The sequence below is a fragment of the Jatrophihabitans sp. genome, from assembly GCF_035474675.1.
GTDB lineage: Bacteria > Actinomycetota > Actinomycetes > Mycobacteriales > Jatrophihabitantaceae > Jatrophihabitans_A.
This window is the reverse complement of sequence record NZ_DATINC010000061.1, coordinates 1-18024: the sequence shown is the minus strand read 5'-3', so window position 1 is coordinate 18024 and position 18024 is coordinate 1. Positions and strand designations below refer to the sequence as shown.

At 70.4% G+C, this 18024-nt stretch carries 16 protein-coding genes; 11 read left to right on the top strand and 5 right to left on the bottom strand.

The window, feature by feature from the left end; translation table 11 throughout:
* The first annotated feature begins 54 nt into the window (after positions 1-54).
* Positions 55-2769: a methyltransferase domain-containing protein gene (locus VLJ82_RS07190; RefSeq protein ID WP_408662652.1), complete on the top strand. Its 2715-nt coding sequence runs from the start codon at positions 55-57 to the stop codon at positions 2767-2769.
* A 5-nt stretch (positions 2770-2774) separates the two neighbouring features.
* Here VLJ82_RS07190 and VLJ82_RS07185 read toward each other — a convergent pair whose 3' ends face one another.
* On the bottom strand, positions 2775-3824 hold the full coding sequence (locus tag VLJ82_RS07185) for a PqqD family protein (protein ID WP_408662651.1): 1050 nt from the start codon (positions 3822-3824) through the stop codon (positions 2775-2777).
* Entirely contained in the window at positions 3821-4693 is an 873-nt protein-coding gene (locus tag VLJ82_RS07180; protein ID WP_408662650.1) for a hypothetical protein, read from the bottom strand. The genes VLJ82_RS07185 and VLJ82_RS07180 overlap by 4 nt, the downstream gene beginning before the upstream one ends.
* A 239-nt stretch (positions 4694-4932) precedes the next feature.
* Between VLJ82_RS07180 and VLJ82_RS07175 the strand changes: the two genes are divergently transcribed.
* Genes VLJ82_RS07175 through VLJ82_RS07150 form a run of 6 tightly spaced genes read left to right on the top strand, consistent with a single transcriptional unit; the run spans position 4933 to position 10835 of the window.
* Positions 4933-6180: an MFS transporter gene (locus tag VLJ82_RS07175; protein ID WP_408662649.1), complete on the top strand. Its 1248-nt coding sequence runs from the start codon at positions 4933-4935 to the stop codon at positions 6178-6180.
* Positions 6177-6992, top strand: a complete 816-nt coding sequence (locus VLJ82_RS07170; RefSeq protein ID WP_408662648.1) for a sulfotransferase family protein — start codon at positions 6177-6179, stop codon at positions 6990-6992. Before VLJ82_RS07175 ends, VLJ82_RS07170 begins: the two co-directional genes overlap by 4 nt.
* Entirely contained in the window at positions 6982-7680 is a 699-nt protein-coding gene (locus VLJ82_RS07165) for a formylglycine-generating enzyme family protein (protein ID WP_408662647.1), read from the top strand. The genes VLJ82_RS07170 and VLJ82_RS07165 overlap by 11 nt, the downstream gene beginning before the upstream one ends.
* A complete protein-coding gene (locus VLJ82_RS07160; RefSeq protein ID WP_408662646.1) occupies positions 7677-8720 on the top strand; it encodes a hypothetical protein in 1044 nt (347 codons plus the stop codon). The genes VLJ82_RS07165 and VLJ82_RS07160 overlap by 4 nt, the downstream gene beginning before the upstream one ends.
* Entirely contained in the window at positions 8717-9415 is a 699-nt protein-coding gene (locus VLJ82_RS07155; protein ID WP_408662645.1) for an HAD family hydrolase, read from the top strand. Before VLJ82_RS07160 ends, VLJ82_RS07155 begins: the two co-directional genes overlap by 4 nt.
* A gap of 43 nt (positions 9416-9458) precedes the next feature.
* Complete coding sequence (locus VLJ82_RS07150; protein WP_408662644.1) at positions 9459-10835, top strand: B12-binding domain-containing radical SAM protein; 1377 nt, start codon at positions 9459-9461, stop codon at positions 10833-10835.
* A gap of 111 nt (positions 10836-10946) precedes the next feature.
* On the opposite strand, the gene VLJ82_RS07145 is transcribed toward VLJ82_RS07150, so the two are convergent.
* Positions 10947-11150 carry a zinc ribbon domain-containing protein gene (locus tag VLJ82_RS07145; RefSeq protein ID WP_408662643.1) on the bottom strand — a complete coding sequence of 68 codons (204 nt, stop codon included), beginning with the start codon at positions 11148-11150 and terminating at the stop codon, positions 10947-10949.
* Between the two features lie 335 nt (positions 11151-11485).
* Between VLJ82_RS07145 and VLJ82_RS07140 the strand changes: the two genes are divergently transcribed.
* Entirely contained in the window at positions 11486-12781 is a 1296-nt protein-coding gene (locus tag VLJ82_RS07140) for an ATP-grasp domain-containing protein (RefSeq protein ID WP_408662642.1), read from the top strand.
* 131 nt (positions 12782-12912) lie between these two features.
* On the opposite strand, the gene VLJ82_RS07135 is transcribed toward VLJ82_RS07140, so the two are convergent.
* Positions 12913-13134 (bottom strand): hypothetical protein, encoded by a 222-nt coding sequence (locus VLJ82_RS07135; RefSeq protein ID WP_408662641.1) that lies wholly within the window; start codon positions 13132-13134, stop codon positions 12913-12915.
* A gap of 112 nt (positions 13135-13246) precedes the next feature.
* On the opposite strand from VLJ82_RS07135, the gene VLJ82_RS07130 reads away from it, so the two are divergent.
* The 3 genes from VLJ82_RS07130 (at position 13247) to VLJ82_RS07120 (ending at position 17637) form a co-directional block, all read left to right on the top strand.
* Positions 13247-14710: a bifunctional phosphatase PAP2/diacylglycerol kinase family protein gene (locus VLJ82_RS07130; protein WP_408662640.1), complete on the top strand. Its 1464-nt coding sequence runs from the start codon at positions 13247-13249 to the stop codon at positions 14708-14710.
* 365 nt (positions 14711-15075) lie between these two features.
* On the top strand, positions 15076-16326 hold the full coding sequence (locus VLJ82_RS07125; RefSeq protein WP_408662639.1) for a cation:proton antiporter: 1251 nt from the start codon (positions 15076-15078) through the stop codon (positions 16324-16326).
* Positions 16327-16566: 240 nt separating this feature from the next.
* Positions 16567-17637 carry a pyridoxal phosphate-dependent aminotransferase gene (locus VLJ82_RS07120; RefSeq protein ID WP_408662638.1) on the top strand — a complete coding sequence of 357 codons (1071 nt, stop codon included), beginning with the start codon at positions 16567-16569 and terminating at the stop codon, positions 17635-17637.
* An 89-nt stretch (positions 17638-17726) separates the two neighbouring features.
* On the opposite strand, the gene VLJ82_RS07115 is transcribed toward VLJ82_RS07120, so the two are convergent.
* On the bottom strand, positions 17727-18024 hold a 298-nt coding region (locus VLJ82_RS07115), incomplete at its 5' end, for an adenosylhomocysteinase (protein WP_408662637.1).

Sequence of the window (18024 nt, the reverse complement as noted above, 5' to 3'; positions counted from 1 at the left end):
TACTTGGCGAAGATCACGCGTTTCGTACGATATCTCTCGAGGGAGATGTCCACTATGCGCATAGCAGTCGTCGACGGTTACTCCACCGGCAAGCTGGTGGCAGCCATGCTCTCCTCGGCTGGCGTGGGATGCATCCATGTGCAGAGCCGCAAGGACACCCATCCCTACTACCGGGACAGCTTCGTCCCCGACGACTACCAGGCCGACCTGGGCTATGACAGCGACGTCGACCGCACCGCTGCGTTGCTGACCGGCTGGGGGGTGAGCCGGGTCGTGGCCGGGACCGAGTCCGGGGTCGAGCTCGCGGCCCGCCTCGGCTCCCTGGTCGGCGGCCCGCACGACGACCCGGCCCGAGCCGGTGCCAGCGCGGACAAGGCGATACTGGACGGCCTCGCCACCCGAGCCGGCATCGCCGTCCCGCTCGGCTCGACCTTCACCTCGGCCAGGGCCGCCAGGGCCTGGATGGTCGAACGCGGCCTGACCGACGTGGTAGCCAAGCCGGTCACCAGCGCGGGCACCGACCACGTTCGCTTCTGCGCCGGCCCGGACGCACTGACTGACGCCTGCCACGACATCCTCACCGCCTGCAACGTCTACGGCGATCCGAACGATCGGGTCATGGTGCAGGAGCGGGTCGGGGGCAGCGAGTACTACGTCAACACGGTCAGCCTCGACGGCGTGCACCGGGTGGCGGAGGCCTGGCGCTACACCAAGCGGACGGCACGGTCCGGGGCGCCACTGTACGACTTCGAAGAGCCCGTGCCGCCTGGGTCGACGGCCTGGCAGACGCTGCGGTCATTCGTCGTCACGGTCCTGGACGCGCTGGGCATCCGGTCCAGCCCGGCCCATACCGAGGTGATCATCCGGCCGGACGGCTCGCCGGTCCTGGTCGAGACCGGGGCCCGGCTCGGAGGCGGAACCCTGCCGGCCGTCGTGAGCGACCTCCTCGGCTCCTCCCAGGCCCACCTCTTCGTCCGATCCATCCTCGATCCGCCCTCGCTGGCCCGCTTCGACGAGCGCCCGGCGGCCCGGCTGGCGGCGGTGCGCAACGTCAGCCTGGTCAACCACCAGCCTGGCGCCGTCCCGGACCTCGGCTGGCAGGACTTCCTGCGGGGCCTGCCCACCTGTGTCGCGCTGAGCAGCAGCGTGACCACCGGAACGTGGCTGCCCGCGACGTCCACCCTGATCGACGCGCCCGGCTACCTCTACCTCGCCTCCGACGATCCGGCCGCGGTGGCCGAGGACTATCTCACGATCCGCGAAGCCGAGGCCGACGACCTCTACCTCGGCACGGCCGGAACCGAGCCGGTGCGCTGCGACGTCTCCCCGGAGGCGGTGCACGACGTCCTGGCCAAAGCCCTGCAGGAATGCCAGAACGGCCTGGCCTTCCGGCGCTACGACCTCAGGTTGGACCAGCCCCTGGCGGACGGGTCCGTCGAGCAGGTTCAGCGCCTCGGCGAACGGGTGGGCGCCCAGGTGGCAGTCACCGACCATGCCCTGGTGCTCGACACCGGCCCCAGCCGGGTATCGCTGACCTGGGACGGGAAGCGCGCGAAGGTGCTCGCTCGCCGGGCTACCCGGCCGCCGACCGCGCTCGACTGGCTCGCGCAGCCGCCGGCCGGTACCGCCCCGACCGGCGCGGTGTGGGACCGGGCCGGTGAGCTCTACGACCAGATGCGCTCGGGCTCCGCCGAGGGCTTGACCGGTACCGGCGAGGATCCCTGCCGGGTCTCCGCGGTCGCGGCCCTGGTCGAGGACCCCTCCTGGCTCGTCGCGACGATGGCGAGCGATCTGGCCAACCGGCTCGGGTTGCCCCTGGTGCCGCGTTTCGTGCGGGAGCACCGGCCCGGTCAGTTCGAGCAGGCCGGCACCCCGGGCGACGCCCGGTGGACCCAGCGGTGGGAGGACCGGATCAGCGTCGAGGAGTACGCCTTCTACGAAGCCGTCCATCCCGGCTACGGCAGCCAGGTCTATGTCGCCGCCTCCCAACTCGCCCGGCACGCGCGCCTGCCGGCCGACCGTATCCTCGACATCGGCTCCGGCCCGGGCCTGCCGACGATCATGTTCACCGAGCTGTTCCCGGACGCCGCGGTATGCGCGGTCGAGCCGAGCCCGGTCGCCTACCGGCACCTGGCCGCCAACTGCGCCGGCCGGACGATCGAGCCGGCGCATGCCGACATCGCCGACTTCCGGTCCGCTCGGGCGTTTCCGGCCATCGTCTCCGTCGGGACGTCCCACCACCTCGACACCCGGCTGTTCTTCGCCGCCGCGCGGAACAACCTCGCCCCCGACGGCATCCTGGTGGTGGCCGACGAGCTCGTCTCGCCCTTCCGCACCCCGCGGCAACGCTCGGTCGCCATCGCCGAGCACCACCTCGTCTACATCGAGCAGGCACTGAGATGGGTCGATCCCGGCCTTCTCGCGCCGCCCGAGCAGGACCGGCTCGCCGTCCTGCGGGCCGCCGCGGCTGCCGACGTCGACGAGCTCGCCACCCTGCTCGACCGGGCCCGGCAGGGGCGAGGCCCCGTGCCGAACGACGCCGGCGCCTGGCAACGAGTACGGTTCGCGGTCCTCGAACTAGAGGCCCTGGTCGCCGGGCTGGACTACGAGGTCGAGCGCAAGACCTGGGCGGTCAACCTGGTCGATCTCGCCTCCCAGGCCGGGTTCGTCCTGCTCGACCACGAGAAGGTCCACCCGACCGTCGGCGGCGGGGAGTTCGCCGCGGGTACCCACGTGTTCACCTTCGCGCACCGGCAAGACCGGCACTGACACCGTCACGCGAACCAGCGCTGCTCCACGGCGATCAGCAGCCCTTCGGCCGTCCGGGCCGCCGCGTCGACCCACCGTCGCGGGGCGGTCAGGTAGCCACGCCACAACAGGACGGTGGTGACCGCGTCCCGTTCGAGCGGCGAGAACGGGGCGGCCGTGATGCGGGCGAGGAAGTCCTCGCGCACGGGTGAAAGGTCCCATCCCAGGGCCAGCCTTGCCTCCAGTGCCAGGGTGAAGGCGGAGTACACGGTCATGGCCGCGGACTCGATATCGCCGACCGACAGCATGCCCGCGACGTCCTCGAGGTTGTTCTCCGCGATGTACTTGTGGTTCTCGGCGTACCACAGGGCATAGCCGCTGGCCTTCAGGGCCCGGCGGTACTCGGCGAAGCGGGCGTCTCCGGCCAGGGGCACGCCGGTGACGAGGCGGCGTAGCAGCTCCTCGTCGGCGGATTCCGGCTGGCTGTCTTCCTGGCTGGGAATGCTGGTCTGGAACCGGCTCAACAACGCCTCCAGCTGGCCGGATTGCCAGAACTGCACGGTGCATTCGCCCCCGTCCGGGGTGCCGACCTGATAGCTCGGGACCGGTCCGGTGCTGCTCCGCTCGACCTCCGCCTCGCCGGCCAGCTCGGGCCGGCGGTCGGTGACGACGACCGTGACGGCGGCGTCCGGATGCGCTGCCGGCACCGGGCAGGCGAAGGCGCACACCGAGCCGGCCGTCAGCTCGTCCGGGATCAGCTCGCCCGGGCGGCGGATGCTGCCTGCGGGGGAACCGTCGGCGGCCGGGTACGGCTCGAGAAAACCCAACGAGACCAGTTCGGAGAGGAAGCCCTGGACGTCTGCGCGAGCCCGTTCCTCGTCGACGTCGTAGCGGGCTGCGACCCAGGCAGCCAGGTCCGCGACGGTGGCACCGGTACCCGTTCGCGACCAGATGAACGCGCCGGTATCGCTCAGTGCATAGGCGTCGTTGTAGGTCTCGATGACCTTGCGGGAGCCGGAACGACGGCTGTAGATGCCGAGGTTGCGGACCGGGGCCCAGGTCAGCGGTTCGGTCATCGGTCGGCTCCCCTCGACGCGATCCCGTCCTGCAGGCTCCGGCAGTCGGCCAGCACGGCCGCGGTCCAGTCGGCGGGTGCGGCCTCGGCACCCTCCAGGCAGAGCCGGCGCCAGGCCTGGTCGGTCTCCAGGCCTGGTACCGGGGTGGCCTGCATCCGGCGGTAGAGCCACTTGCGATTGACCGAGTAGTCGCCCCCGGCGGCCAGCACGGCTTCCACCGTGCAGGTGAACGCCTCGCGAGCGGCCAGTACCGCGGGCACGGCAGAACCGGAATCCAGCCAGCGAGCCGCCGAGTCCGTCGCCGAGCGCGCCCGGCTCAACCGCCGGCCCACCAGCCAGGCCGGGTAGCTCGATTCCGTGATGCGGGTACGCGCCTGGCTCCACCACCGGTCACCGTGCAGCGGGCGGCCGGTGACCAGGCGGTTCAGCAGATCCTGCTCGGTACGGTCTGCCGCCCGGGCTGCCGGCGGTCCGTAGAAGCGGTCGATGACCTCGTGGATCTGCTCGTGCGTCCACACCTCGATGTCGGCCCGGAAGGCTCCGAACTGGCCCAGGACGATGTACATCGTCGGATCGGTGGTGGATGCCGTCCGGGTGTAGGCGCCCTCGATCGGCCCGCTCGCTTCGGGAAGCACGACGTAGAGGTCGATGTCGCTGGTGCCGTGACCCCAGCCCAGGATGACCGAGCCAGCCATGAACATGCTGACCGCCGGCCGGAAGGCTTCGAACGCGGCGAAGACATCGGCCGCGGTCGGAAGGGCTGGTGTGCCCTGCCGGGAGGCCAGCATGCGCTCGCGGTTCGTCGAGGACGAATCGGACCCGGCCCCGAAACTGATGGCCAGCGTGGGAGAGGAGTACGGCGCCCTCACCGGGCTGCTTCTCCGTTCGATCCCTTCCCGGCCTGACTCGGGTGGTGGTGTGCGGTCATGGCCCCTCCATTCTTCGGGTCGTCCGTTATTTACTACAATCAGCCAGTCTGGTCCACGGCGCGAGTGCATCTCGCAGAGTTCGACCGTCGAGACGCACTGCCCACGCCTGGACACCGACAGGGACGAACGGTGGATCGATGAGCGGATCTTCACACCCCGGCGGAACGGGAGCCGGGCTCGTGCGTACCGTCCTCGACCGCCTGGGCTGGCTTGCCGCCTTCGGCACCCGGCCGGCCCGCCTGGTCGCCCTCACCGGCCTCACCGACGCCGCAGGCACCGGCATCGCCGCGGCCTGCCTACCCTTCTACCTGATTCGCGGCGCCCACTTTAGCGCGCTCGAGGTCGCGCTTGCCCTGACGGTGACCGGCGCCGCCGAGCTCGCCGGCGCGGTGCCCAACGGAATGCTCGCCCGCCGGTTTGGCGTTCGTCGCTATCTGATCGTCAACAAGTCGGCCCAGGCCGTGCTGTGGGTCGCCCTGGGCCTGGTCACCCAGCTGCCGGTAGTCATCGCCGTCCTGCTGCTCATCGGTTACAGCCGCGGCGGTCTCGGCGGGCTCAGCCAGTCCTTCACCGCGGCGGCGGTAGGGACCCGGCGCAGGTCGGAGATCCTCGGGGCAGTGCGTTCCCTGCGAAACATCGGCTACCTGGTAGCCGGTGGCGTGGTCGCCGCCCTGCTGTCGGTCGGCGGCACCGGGACCCTGACAGCCGCCCTGGTACTCAACGCAGCCTCCTACGCGATAGGTGCCTTCTGCGCCTGGCAGATCCGCGTCGAGGCGCGCCCGGCGCGCGAGGAGTCGGCTCCCCGCTCTGGGGCGGTCCTTCGCGATCCTGGCTACCTCTGCCTCATCCCCCTCGCCGCGGTATTCGCCACCACGGCCATGGTGCTGGACGTCGGCCTGCCCTTGTGGGTGCTGCGTCATCACCGGATCCCCGCCGCCATCGTCGGCGTGGTCCTGGTCATCAACACTGCCATCGTCATCGTCGCCCAGTTCCAGGTGGCCCGCCGCCTCGACACCGTGCGAGCCGCGGTGCGGGGCATGTGGGTCAGCGCGGCTGCGCTCCTGGTCGCCGCTGTCTGTATCGGGGTGACCGCCCACCTCGGCACCGGCCTGTCGGCCTTGCTGCTGGTCGTCGCGGCGCTGGCCCTGACCGCGGCGGAGCTGTGGGAGTCCCCGTCCTGGTGGACGCTCTCGTTCGAGCTCGCGCCGGTGGCTCGCCGCGACGAGTATCTGGCCACGTTCGACGTGAGTTCCTCGCTGGTGGCCCTGGTAGGTCCGGCGGCGATGACCCTGATCGTCGCGGCCGGGCCGGGTGGATGGGTCGCGTACGGGGTGGTCGCGCTGCTCGCCGCTGGCCTGACGTCGCTGGCGGTGCGCCCCCGGGTCGCCATCGCCGAGCCGAGCGAGGCCGAAGGTGCGGTGGCATGACGCCCTTCCTGCTGCTGAGCCACCACCGGTCCGGTTCGAACTTCCTCACCGACACGCTGCAAGCCCACCCGCAGGTCTCCGTGATCGATGAGCCGATGTCGATGCACACCGAGTTCTTCCCGAGCGTCGACCTGATCCGGTGGGGCGCCGAGGACTACCACCCCGCCCGCCTGCACGCGAGCATGGACGTCGCGCCCGGCGCGAGGTCGTTCATCCAGGATCTCTTCGACTACCTGCCGGCCGCCGCGCCCGGTCAGGTGCGTGGGTTCAAGGAGACCATGCTGCCGGAGAAGCTGCCGTGGCTGCTCGCCGCCCTTCCTGACCTGGTGGTGGTGTACCTGGTGCGCGATCCCCGCAGCGTCATCAGCTCTGTCCTGTCGCGGGACTTCACGAAGCTCTGGCGCTACGAGGTGACGATTCCGCGCTACCGCGCCCTGTACGACGACGTCCCGTTCCCGATCGAGGTGGGGGACGTGTTCGAACGGTGCGTCAGCAGCTGGCAGATCCGCCACTACGAGACCATGCGACACCTGCCCCGCGACCGCAGCCTGTCGGTACGCCTGGAGGACAGCCTCACCGACCCCGAGCGCACCTTGACCCGGGTGATGGCCGCGTTGGGGTTGGCGCCCACCCAGCGGCAGTACGACTTCATCGAGCAGTCCCAGCAGGACAGCCGGGGCAGCGCCTACTCGGTGTTCCGCCGGCCGGCCGACGTGCTGCACGGCTGGAGCCGTAACCTGACCCGCCGACAGGTCGCCACGATCGAGTCCCGGCTGTCCCGCGAGATGGCGTTGCACGGCTATGACCGGTAGCCGACACGGCCTGCTGCCGGGTCTGGCCGACGTCGAGATCGACTGCGTCGAGATCGACCTTCCGGGCGGCCGTGCGCGGGTGCAGCGCCACCTGGTGACCAACGCCCTGCTGTGCCGGGTCGTCAACGAGGCCGACCTCGAGAGCTGGCAGTGGGGTGGCTACCGCTGCCTCAACGACTTCAACGACGACCAGCCGGTCAAGCGCGACTGGTTGACCCGCCGCCTGGAGGTCGACGGCCGCTCGGCCGATCACCCGGCGGTGGGGGTGTCATGGCTGGGGGCCGCCGCCTTCGCCACGGCGGTGGGCGGTCGCCTGCTGCTGCCGGCCGAGTGGGCGTGGTTGGCCAGCAACGGCGGCCGGAGCACCTACCCCTGGGGAGACGAGGCACCGGCGCCGTGGCGGGCCAACTACGCCGAGTACGTGGGTTCGACGACGCCGGTCGGGCAGTACCCGCCAAGCCCGCTGGGGTTGTTCGACCTGGCGGGCAACGTCAGTGAGTGGTGCTCGCCCGCCCCGGGAGCGGAGCTGGCTGCCGAGGCCATGCGGCTGAGCGAGCAGCCGGTTGCGGGCGGCAGCTGGAACAAGCCTGCCGACGCGCTGGCCGCAACCACCCTGCGCACCAAGTGGGCCAGAATCGGCACGGTGTCGATCGGATTCCGGGTGGCCTTCGACCTGGACCGTCCGTGAGCGCGGCAACCGGGATGGCGCACCGGCTCTCACTCGTCACCTCCGCCGTCGTCCTCGACGGGATCGAGATGGACGAGTTCGCCGAGCTCGAGCCGTACCTGACCCGGCGGCAGGCTGGCCAGATCGAGCCGGCCGGGTGGCGGGTGCAGGTGTCGGCGGCCTCGGATTGCGGCCAGGAACCAGGCGCGGCTGCCACGCCGGTCACGCTGGCCGCTGGCGATCCGGGCCGCAGCCGAACCCGTTCCAGCGGCGTCACCGACGTCTACAACCTCCTCACCGCGACCCACTTCCACCTCGACGTCACCGCCCGCCGCCTCGGGATCTGCCTGGACCCTGCCTCCCTGCCCCAGCGACTGGAGGCCGTGCAGGTCATCCGTGGCCTGCTGCTCGGCCTGGAGGCCGCTTCGGGTGCCCAGTTCCTGCACGGCGGGGTGCTGTCGGTTGCCGGGTCGGGCGTGCTGCTCCTCGGCGCCAAGGAAGCCGGAAAGACCTCGTTCGCGCTGTCGGCCGTTCGCGCGAACCGGGACGTCGCGCTGGTCAGCAACGACAAGTCGATCCTGCGTCCCGGTGGCATTGCCCAGGGCCTGCCCTACGCCGTAGGGATCGGTCCCGGCACCCTTTCCCAGCTTCCCGAGCTCAGGACGCTCGCCACCCGCTGGAGCGGCGGGAAGGCAATGGTCTGGCCGTCCCAGCTGGCACCCGCGCTGGGGGGCCGGCTGGCCCGGGCGGTGCGTCTGGACCAGGTGTGGGTGATCCGGCTGGACCTGTCGGCGGAGCAGGTCACCCACCGCCCGATCCCGGCGGAGGGTGGTACGGGCGGTTTCCTGCCGGACACCTTGGAGTTCAGCAACGCCATGAGCCCGCGCTGGCTCTACCGGCTGGCCGGTCTCCCCGATCCCGGCCTCGGGCCGGATGGCCGGGGGTGGCTGGAAGAGCTGCCGTGGCTGGAGGTGGCCGGAACCCCATGGCCCCGCTGGGATCCGGCCGCGGTGGCGCGGGTCGTCGACCGGCGGGCCGGCGAGGAAAGGATCCCGCGGTGATCGAGTGGCGCGACTACCAACTGGTCACCGTGGACGGGGACGGGACCTTGTGGGATTTCGAGCTGACCATGCGCCGGGCCCTCGACCGCTCGGCGGACCAGTTCGCCGCCCGGCTGGGCGGCGGGCCGGCGGCCGGCTCGGTCACCTCGGCCGAGCTCCGGCGGCTTCGGGACGAGATCGCGCTGCGGCCGGGCTACGCCCAGGCCAGCATGGAGGAGATCCGGCGGGCGTCCTTCGCCGAGGCGGCGGCCCGGGCCGGCCTCGACGACGAGGAGTTCGTCGAGGCCGTGTACGCCGACTACATGGAATACCGCTTCCAGCACCTGGTCCACTACCCGGACGCCCTGCCGTTCCTGAGGGCGGTGCGCAAGGCCGGCCTGCTCATCGCCTTGGCCACCAATGGCAACACCACGGCTACCAAGGCGGGCCTGGCCGGCGACATCGACGCGTCCTTCGTCGCCTACGACGTCGGATTGAAGAAGCCCGATCCCCGTTTCTACCACCACGTGATCGAGCGGATGGGAGTGGCGGCCGGCGCGACGCTGCACATCGGTGACGACCCGCTCGAAGACGTCGACGCCGCCCGGACCGCTGGGTTGGCGGCAGCCTGGCTCGACCGTGCGGGCAGCCGATGGCCTGCCGCGCTTGCCGCCCCGACCCACCGGCTGAGCACTCTGGCCGACTGCATGCCTTGACCGATGACCGCCAACGGGAGCGGGAGTGACCTAGGAGGAGATCGTGCGAATTCTGTTGTTCAGCAATATCAGGGGTCCCGACGCCTATCTGCCGCTGAACCTGCTCAGCCTGGCGTCCTACGCCCGGGCCCTGGGCCATGACGTCACCGTCGTCGACGGCCAGACCGAGCCGGACTGGCTACCGCGTTGCATGGCGGCGGCCAACGACGCCGACCTGGTCGGGGTCTCCAGCTACACCGGCCCGTCGATCAACGCAATCCTCACCCTGCTGCGGGAAATGCGAGCCCAGGGCATCTCCCGGCCGGTGGCATGGGGCGGATACCACGGCACGCTTGCCCACCGCAAGATCCTGCAGGAAGGCTGGGCCAGTTTCGTCGTTCGCGGGTACGGCGAGCATGCGCTGCGCGGGATCCTGCGTCACCTGGAATTCGGCGAGCCGATCGCCGATGTCGTGAACGTGTCCCATCTGGATGCCGCCGGCCAGGTCGTCGAGAACCCGCGGACCAAGATCGACTTCTTGGACGAGCTCCCGCCGCTGGACTACGACTTCGTCGACGTCGATGCCTACTTCACCGCTGATCGGCGCATCGTCCAGTACATCAGCTCCTACGGCTGCCCGTACGCGTGCACCTTCTGCGCCGAGCCGGCTCACAGCGGACGGCGCTGGCGGGGATTTCCGGTCGCGCGCGTGGTGGCCGATCTGCAGCGCATCATGCAGCGTTACCAACCCGAACGGGTTTCCTTCGTCGATCCCAACATGTCCAGCCAGCCAGCGCGGGTGGCCGAGCTGGCCGTCGAACTGGTCGCTGCCGGCTCGCCGGTCGGCATCAACTGCAACATGCGCTCGCGCGACGTCCTCGAGATCGCGAAGCTGGTGCCGATCAGCGTGCTGCGGCAGGCTGGATTCCGGCGGGTGTTCATCGGAGTCGAGTCAGGTGACGACGGCCAGCTGAAGACGCTGAAGAAATCGGCCACCGCCAGCGGTCACGAGCAGGCCATCACCTTGTTGGACGAGGCAGGGATCGAGGTTCAGATGAGCTTCATCCACGATCTGCCGGGCGAGACCAGGGAACAGGCCGAGGCGACCCTCGACCTCGCCAAGTCCCTGCTGAAGGTGCGGACACCGCACTCGAACCAGTCCCATCACTTCTACATGCCGTATCCCGGTACCGAGTTGGCTGCCGCTGCTGGTGGCGAAGAGCACCCCTTCGACGAGGTGAGCCAGGACGCCTGGGCACGCACGTCCACCTTCAAGGCCAATGCCGTGTGGCGGGGGAACGCCGAACGCCGCAGCTGGGTGATAGCCGAACTCGACAAGCTGCACGCGAGGAATCCGGCTGTCCTCCCGGAGAAGGAGATCGCTCGGCTTCACGAAGAAGGGCGGATCGAGGACGACTACGTCGAACGCTTCATGCTCTGACCCGTCGCGGCCGGGCGGTGGGCGGCGGCGGATGCGCTACGGAACAAGCCGCGGAACAAGCCGCGCGCGATCTGCTCGATCTGTCCGGCGGCACGTCGAAGAGCCTGCGGGTCAGCCGCAACAGCCGCCACCACAGCACCCGCCGCCGCCGGGAGCGGGTGCCTGCGCCCGGCCGGTGACGCCGCCGAGGCTGAGCAGTCGTACCGTGTCGGAGTGGCCCGCGGGGCAGGCTGCGGGATCCGACGACGCGATCATCGGCCGGGTCTCGACGAACGTGGTGCCGCAGGCGCGGCAGCGGAACTCGTACCGAGGCATCTGGCCATTCTGGCATGCGACCCCGAGGAACCGGCTTCAGCGGAACCGGGATGGCAAGCTCGCGAGGTGCTGGCCGCGCTCGACGACGTCGCGCTCGGGCCGGCCGACCCGGTTCGCGTCACCCGGCCACTCCGTCGTGGCGGGGTCCGGCCCGCACCTGCCGTGCCCGCGGACGCGGCCGGCCTGCGAGATCGGGCTTGTCTGCAGCGTTCTGGAACCGGCAAGATCCTTGCTGTTCCTGAGAAAACGATGGCGAGGAGTACCGGTGCATCATCGATCGCGCGCGCTTGAACCGATGCGTCCGGGCAGCGACGCCAGCCGCAGGGTCACAGCCGATGCCTGAACTCCCTGTAGAAGCCGGCGCCGGCGACAAGCCGTTCCTGATCCTGGTATCCAGCTACGGGCGGTCGTCCCGGGAGTACTTCCTGGCCTCGGTGGGCTCGCGCTACCGGATGTGGCTGTTCCTGGGCGGCCCGGGCCGGCTGTCCGAGCCGACCTGGGAGCTGGCCTACACCATCGGCCACACTAGCCTCGACACCCTCGACGCGACCGCGATGACCGCCGAGGCCAAGCGCCTCGACAACCAGCTGCGCAGCGAGCACGGCGAAGGAATCGCCGGGATCATCAGCTACGACGAAGCCCGGGTGGTCGCGACGGCCGCCGTGGCGGAGGCGTTGGGCCTGCCCACCAGCCCCGTCGAAGCCATCGAACGCTGCCGCGACAAGCACCGCACCCGGCAGGCGCTGGATGCCGCGAACGTCCCGCAGGCCAAGTCCGTCGCCGTCCGCTCACCGGAGCAGGCCACCAGCGTCGCCGACCGGCTGGGCTACCCGGTGGTGGTCAAACCACGGCACCTGGCGGTCAGCCTCGGAGTGACCCGGGCCGACTCCGCCGAGGAGCTCACCGCCGCCTACTCCCGGGCCGTGTCCATCACGCTGCCCGAGACCCCGGGGGACTACGACGATCCGGTCCTGGTCGAGGAGTACCTGGACGGCCCGGAGATCAGCGTCGACTCCGCCTGCTTCGACGGCAGGATCGTGCCGTTGGCCGTCGCGCACAAGGAGGTCGGCTTCCCGCCCAGTTTCGAGGAGGTCGGGCACGTCGTGGACGGAGCGGATCCCCTCCTGCACGATGAGCACCTGCACGATGTGCTCGCCCGGGCGCACCAGGCAGTTGGCTTCAGCACCGGCATGACCCACACCGAGCTGCGGCGCACCGAAACCGGTTTCAAGGTGATCGAGATCAACGCCCGGCTGGGCGGTGACCTGATCCCTTACCTCGGCCAGCTCGCCACCGGCGTCGACCTGAGCCTGGCTGCCGCCGCTATCGCCTGCGGCCAGACCCCTGACCTCACGCCGGGCAGCAGCCAGGTCGCCGCGGTGCGGTTCTACTACCCCGACCAGGACCTGACCGTGGCAGAGGTCCGGATCGAGGACGACCGCCTGCCCGCCAGCATTCTCCAGGCCGACGTGCTGGCAGCCCCCGGCCAGCACCTGACGCTGCCGCAACGGCGAACCGGCGTGGCAGGCCGGCTCGCCCAGGCCGTCGCCGTGGGCGGCAGCGAGGAGGACTGCCAGGCTGCCCTCGACGCGGTGGCCGACGCGATCACGGTGGTAGCAGCAGCGCAGTGAACCCGAGAACTGCTTCTCGGCCACGATCACTCCGGGCGGCGTCCACGCGCCGGCCGGCCCGATCCGCAGTCACCGGGACAGCCAGTTGGCAGGAACTGGCACGCCCGCCTGACCAACCCGGCCGGACGGGCTCAGCCGGACCCTTCGCCGGCCTCGGCCCGGGCCTCGGCGCCGCTCTCGCCGACGTCGCTCTCGTCGGTGCCGGCCACCCGTCCCACGAACTCGGAACTGGGGGTGGTGCCGGTGGTGCTGGCCTGGTCGGGTGCCTCGGGGTTGCTCACCCCGCCGGTAGCCCGGCTGCCCGCCACATTGTCATCGGCGCTGGTGTCCGCCTCGCCCTTGTCGTTCGCCATGGCATCGAGTCTGTCCGATGCCCTCTCAATAAGCCAACCGCACGAACCCACCGCACAAGCCCACCGCACGAGCCGACTGCTTGGTCGGCGGCGCTCCCTCTAGGCTGCAGAGATGGATCGCCGACCGTTCGCCACTGTCAGCCGCTGGGACGTCCAGGTCAGCGCCCGGATCGGCGCCACCCGGCTGCCGCCAGTCCTGGAGCGCGGCCTGCCGCTGATCACCCGGGCCGCCGACAAGTCGAAGCTGTGGATGGGGATCTCGGCCGTGCTGGCCGGCTCCGGCAACACCCGGGCCCGCCGGGCGGCGGTCCGCGGCCTGGGCTCCATCGCGGTGGCCAGCCTGCTCGCCAACCAGGTGGGCAAGCGGATGGTGCCCCGGCGCCGGCCGCTGCTGCGCGACGTGCCCATCGGCCGGATCGCCCACCACGTCCCCACCTCCAGCTCCTTCCCGTCCGGGCACTCGGCCTCGGCGGCCGCGTTCGCCGTCGCGACCGCCGCGGAGTTCCCGGAACTCGCGGTGCCGATCGGGGCGCTGGCCGGCGCGGTGTGCTTCTCGCGGATCTTCACCGGCGTGCACTTCACCAGCGACGTGCTGGCCGGTGCCGCGCTGGGCGCCACCGTCGCCGGGATCGGGGTGGCCGCGGTCCCCGCGCACCACCCGGAACCGGTGCGGCTCAGGATCGGTCCCGAGCGTCCCCAGCCGCCCCGCCCGGACGGCCGGGGGGTGGTCACCGTGGTCAGCCTGCACGCCGGCGGGGGCAACAACGACGGGGTGGCGGGGGCCTTCCGCGAGGTGTTGCCGGCGGCCGAGGTGGTCGAGCTCGGGCCGGACGACGACGTCGCCGAGGCGATGAAGGCGGCAGCGGCACGTGCCGAGGTGCTCGGCGTGATCGGCGGGGACGGCACCGTCAATGCCGCCGCGACCGCCGCCGCGGAGGCCGGCATACCGCTGCTGGTGGTGCCCGCCGGCACCTTCAACCACTTCGCCCGGGACCTCGAGCTCGACGAGGTTCCCGACGCCGTGGATGCCCTGACGGCCGGCCGCGCAGTCGCCATCGACGTCGGCGAGGTCGATGGAGAGCTGTTCCTCAACACCGCGAGCCTGGGCAGCTATCCCGAGTTCGTCAAGATCCGGGAGCGCTGGGAGGGCCGGTTCGGCAAGCCGCTGGCCGCCACCTGGGCGATCCTGCACGTGCTGCGGCACTGCCCGCCGCTGGCCGCCGAGGTGGACGGCGTCCAGCGCCGGCTGGTGATGATCTTCATCGGCAACGGCCGCTACTCGCCGCGCGGGTACGTGCCCCGCTGGCGGGCCGGCCTCGACTCCGGGCAGCTGGACATCCGGCTGGTCGACTCGGCCCGGTCGGGCTCGTGGTGGCGGCTGCTGCTCGCGGCGCTGACCGGCGACATGTACCGCACCTCCCGCTACCTCGAGACCCGGACGCCCAGCCTGACGGTCACCATCGACGGCCCGCCCGGTTACCTGGCCCGGGACGGTGAGGTGACCGACGCACCGAGCACGGTCACCTTCTCGGTCCGCCGGGAGGCGCTCACCGTCTATTGCGGTCCGCCCCGGTAGGAATTTATTGCAGGAATCGCTGCAGGAATCACTGTAGGACCCGCTGTAGCGAACCGTGAGCGGCCTCGATAAATCCTGACTTACTCGATGTAATGTCAGGCATGTAGTCATTACAAGGCACGGCAAGAGTGGAGAAAGTCGCTGCCCTCCGTTCGCTAGCCTGGAACCGATTTCGCTTACGAAACCTGGACTTTCTCCCAGCCGGGCCGGCGCGCGCAAGCCGTCCCGCATAGCACGCAGAGGTGGTTCTCGACCCTGATCCCAGATGCCGGAGGCGTGGTGTTCGCCACGTCGAATTGAGGGTTCCGCCTGACATTAGGCGTGGGTTACTGTCTGCAAAACCAAGGCATTGAAGGAGTTGACCTGTGCCCACCCATCAGATCCAGGCGCTGTTTCTGGGCCTGGCCGCGATTCTGGTATTGGCCCGGGTCCTCGGCCTGGTAGCCGCCCGGCTCGGTCAGCCGCCGGTGATCGGTGAGATCATTGCCGGGATTGCGATGGGTCCGACGTTGTTCGGGGGCCAGATCGCCTCGACGCTGTTTCCCACCGAGATCCGGCCGTTGTTGGCCGCGTTGGCCAATGTGGGGTTGGCGTTGTTCATGTTCATCGTGGGGTGTGAGCTGGAGCTCGCCACGGTGGTGGAGCGCAAGCTGATGCCGATCAGCGTGTCGGTGGGGTCGACGGTGTTGCCGTTCCTGCTCGGCTCGGGTCTGGGCTTGTACTTGTATGCCGATCACCATCACGGGTCCCGGTTGGGGTTTGTGTTGTTCTTCGCCGCGTCGATGTCGGTGACGGCGTTTCCGGTGCTGGCCCGGATCCTGTCGGACCGGGGCATGACCCAGACCCGGCTCGGGGCGGTGGCATTGGCCAGCGCCGCGATCAGCGACGTGCTGGCCTGGGGCCTGCTGGCAGTGGCGGTCACGGTCAGCGGCGGCGGGTCCGGGCAGTGGCGCACCCTGCTGCTGCCGGTCTTCGTAGTACTCATGTTCACCGTCATCCGGCCGGCGTTGGCCTGGCTGGTCACGGCCTGCAGCAACCGGGGCACCCCGCCGGCCGAGCTGCTGGTACCGGTCGTGGTCGGCCTGCTGCTGTCGTCCTGGGCCGCCGAATGGATGGGGGTGCACCTGATCTTCGGAGCGTTCCTGTTCGGCGCCGTCATGCCCCGCGACGGCCTGCACGGCGCCCGCCGCCAGATCGTGGCCCGAATCGAACCGGTCACCACCCTGGTACTGCTGCCGATCTTCTTCATCGTCGCCGGGTTCAAGGTCGACCTGTCCGACCTCGGTGCTGCCGCCTGGGGCGAACTGGTCCTCATCATGCTGGTCGCCATCCTCGGCAAGACCCTCGGCGCCTACCTCGGCGCCCGAGCCCAAGGAGCCGGCAACCGGGACGCCGCCGTGCTGGCCACCCTGATGAACACCCGCGGCCTCACCGAACTGGTCATCCTCAGCGTCGGCCTGCAACTGGGCTTCCTCGACGGACAGCTCTACTCCCTCATGGTCGTCATGGCCGTCATCACCACCACCATGGCCGGCCCACTGCTCGCCTGGCTCTACCCCCGCCGGCAGGTCGAGCAGGACGCCGCCGAGTTCGCCGCCACCGCCAGCCCGAGCTAGGCCGGGGCACCGGGGCCCGCCCCGCCAGGCGCCCGGCCGAACTGGACACGGAGCGCGGGGTGGCCGGCCCGGCGTTCTGGTTCGATCTGGAGCAGAGCACGGGATCGGGTTCTCTCGGCAGCCGTACCTCGGCGGCCACCGACCCCGCGAGGAGTGTTGATGGTGCACGTTGCTCAGCCGGTCGTGCCGGTGGAGTCGGTGTTTGTTCGGATTCCGGCTGCTGCGGTGCGGCATGGTGCGGTGAATTTGGCGCAGGGGGTGTTCGATCATGGGCCGCCGGCGCAGGTGTTGGCGGCGCTTACCGAAGTGGGGGCGGGGACGGAGCATCAGTACGCGCCCAGTGCCGGGCATCCGGTGTTGCGGGCGGCGTTGGCCGGCCGGTACGGGCCGTTGGACCCGGACACCGAGATCACCGTGTGCGCCGGTGCCACCGAGGCGTACTACAGCACGATGGCGGCGCTGATTCGTCCGGGGGATGAGGTGATTGTGGTGGAGCCGGCGTATGAGCAGTACGCGCCGGTGATCACCGGCTTCGGCGGCATCGTCCGCCCGGTCCGGTTGACCGGGCCGGGTGACCGGCTGGACGCGGCGGCGCTGGCGGCGGTGACCAGCCCGGCGACCCGGGTGATCGTGGTGAACAGTCCGTGGAATCCGTTCGGGCGGTGCCTGGATGAGCTGGAGTGGCAGGCGGTGGCCGAGTTGGCCGAGACGAGGGGGGTGGTGGTGGTCTCGGATGAGACCTACGAGCACCTGGTGCTGGACGGCCGGCCACACCGGGGGGTGCTGGAGCGGGTGGCGGACCCGGAGTTGCGGGTCAAGATCTCCTCGGCGTCGAAGACGCTGGCCGTCACCGGCTGGCGGGTCGGGTGGGCGCTGGCCGGGCCGGGGTTGACCGCCCGGATTCGGGCTGCGCACCAGTTCGTCACTTTCTGCCCGGCCGCCCCGCTGCAACTGGCGGTGGCCCGGGTGCTGGACAGCCCCGACTTCGACGACCTGATCACCAGCACGGTGACCGGCATGGCGGAGCAGGTGACCGGGTTCGTTCACACCCTGACCGGCCTCGGCATCCCCACCCGGGTGCCCGAGGCCGGCTTCTACGTGCTGGCCGACGTCGGCGACGACGCCACCGCCTGGTGTGAACGGATGGTCCTCGACCACGGGGTGGCCGGGCTGCCGCTGTCGGTGTTCTACTCCCACCCCGTTCCCGAAGCAGCCAGCATGGTCCGCTTCGCCCTGTGCAAACAACCCAGCACGCTGGCCGAAGCCAGCCGGCGGCTACAAGCCCGACTGGCCCCGAGCAGGCCGGCCTGAGAGGAACCTCGCGACAACGACAGCGCCGGCCCGGTACTCGCGAGTACCGGGCCGGCGCCGTGTGGTTCGGAACTACCGATCAGAGCCGATCAGTAGCGGTAGTGGTCGGACTTGAACGGTCCCTCGACGTCGACGCCGAGGTACTCGGCCTGCACCTTGGACAGCACGGTCAGGTGCGCGCCGACCGCCTCCAGGTGCAGCCGGGCTACCTTCTCGTCCAGGTGCTTGGGCAGCACGTAGACCTGCTTGTCGTACTCGCCCTGCTTGGTGTAGAGCTCGATCTGCGCCATGGTCTGGTTGGTGAACGAGTTCGACATCACGAAGCTCGGGTGACCGGTGGCGTTGCCCAGGTTGAGCAGCCGGCCCTCGGACAGCACGATGATCGCG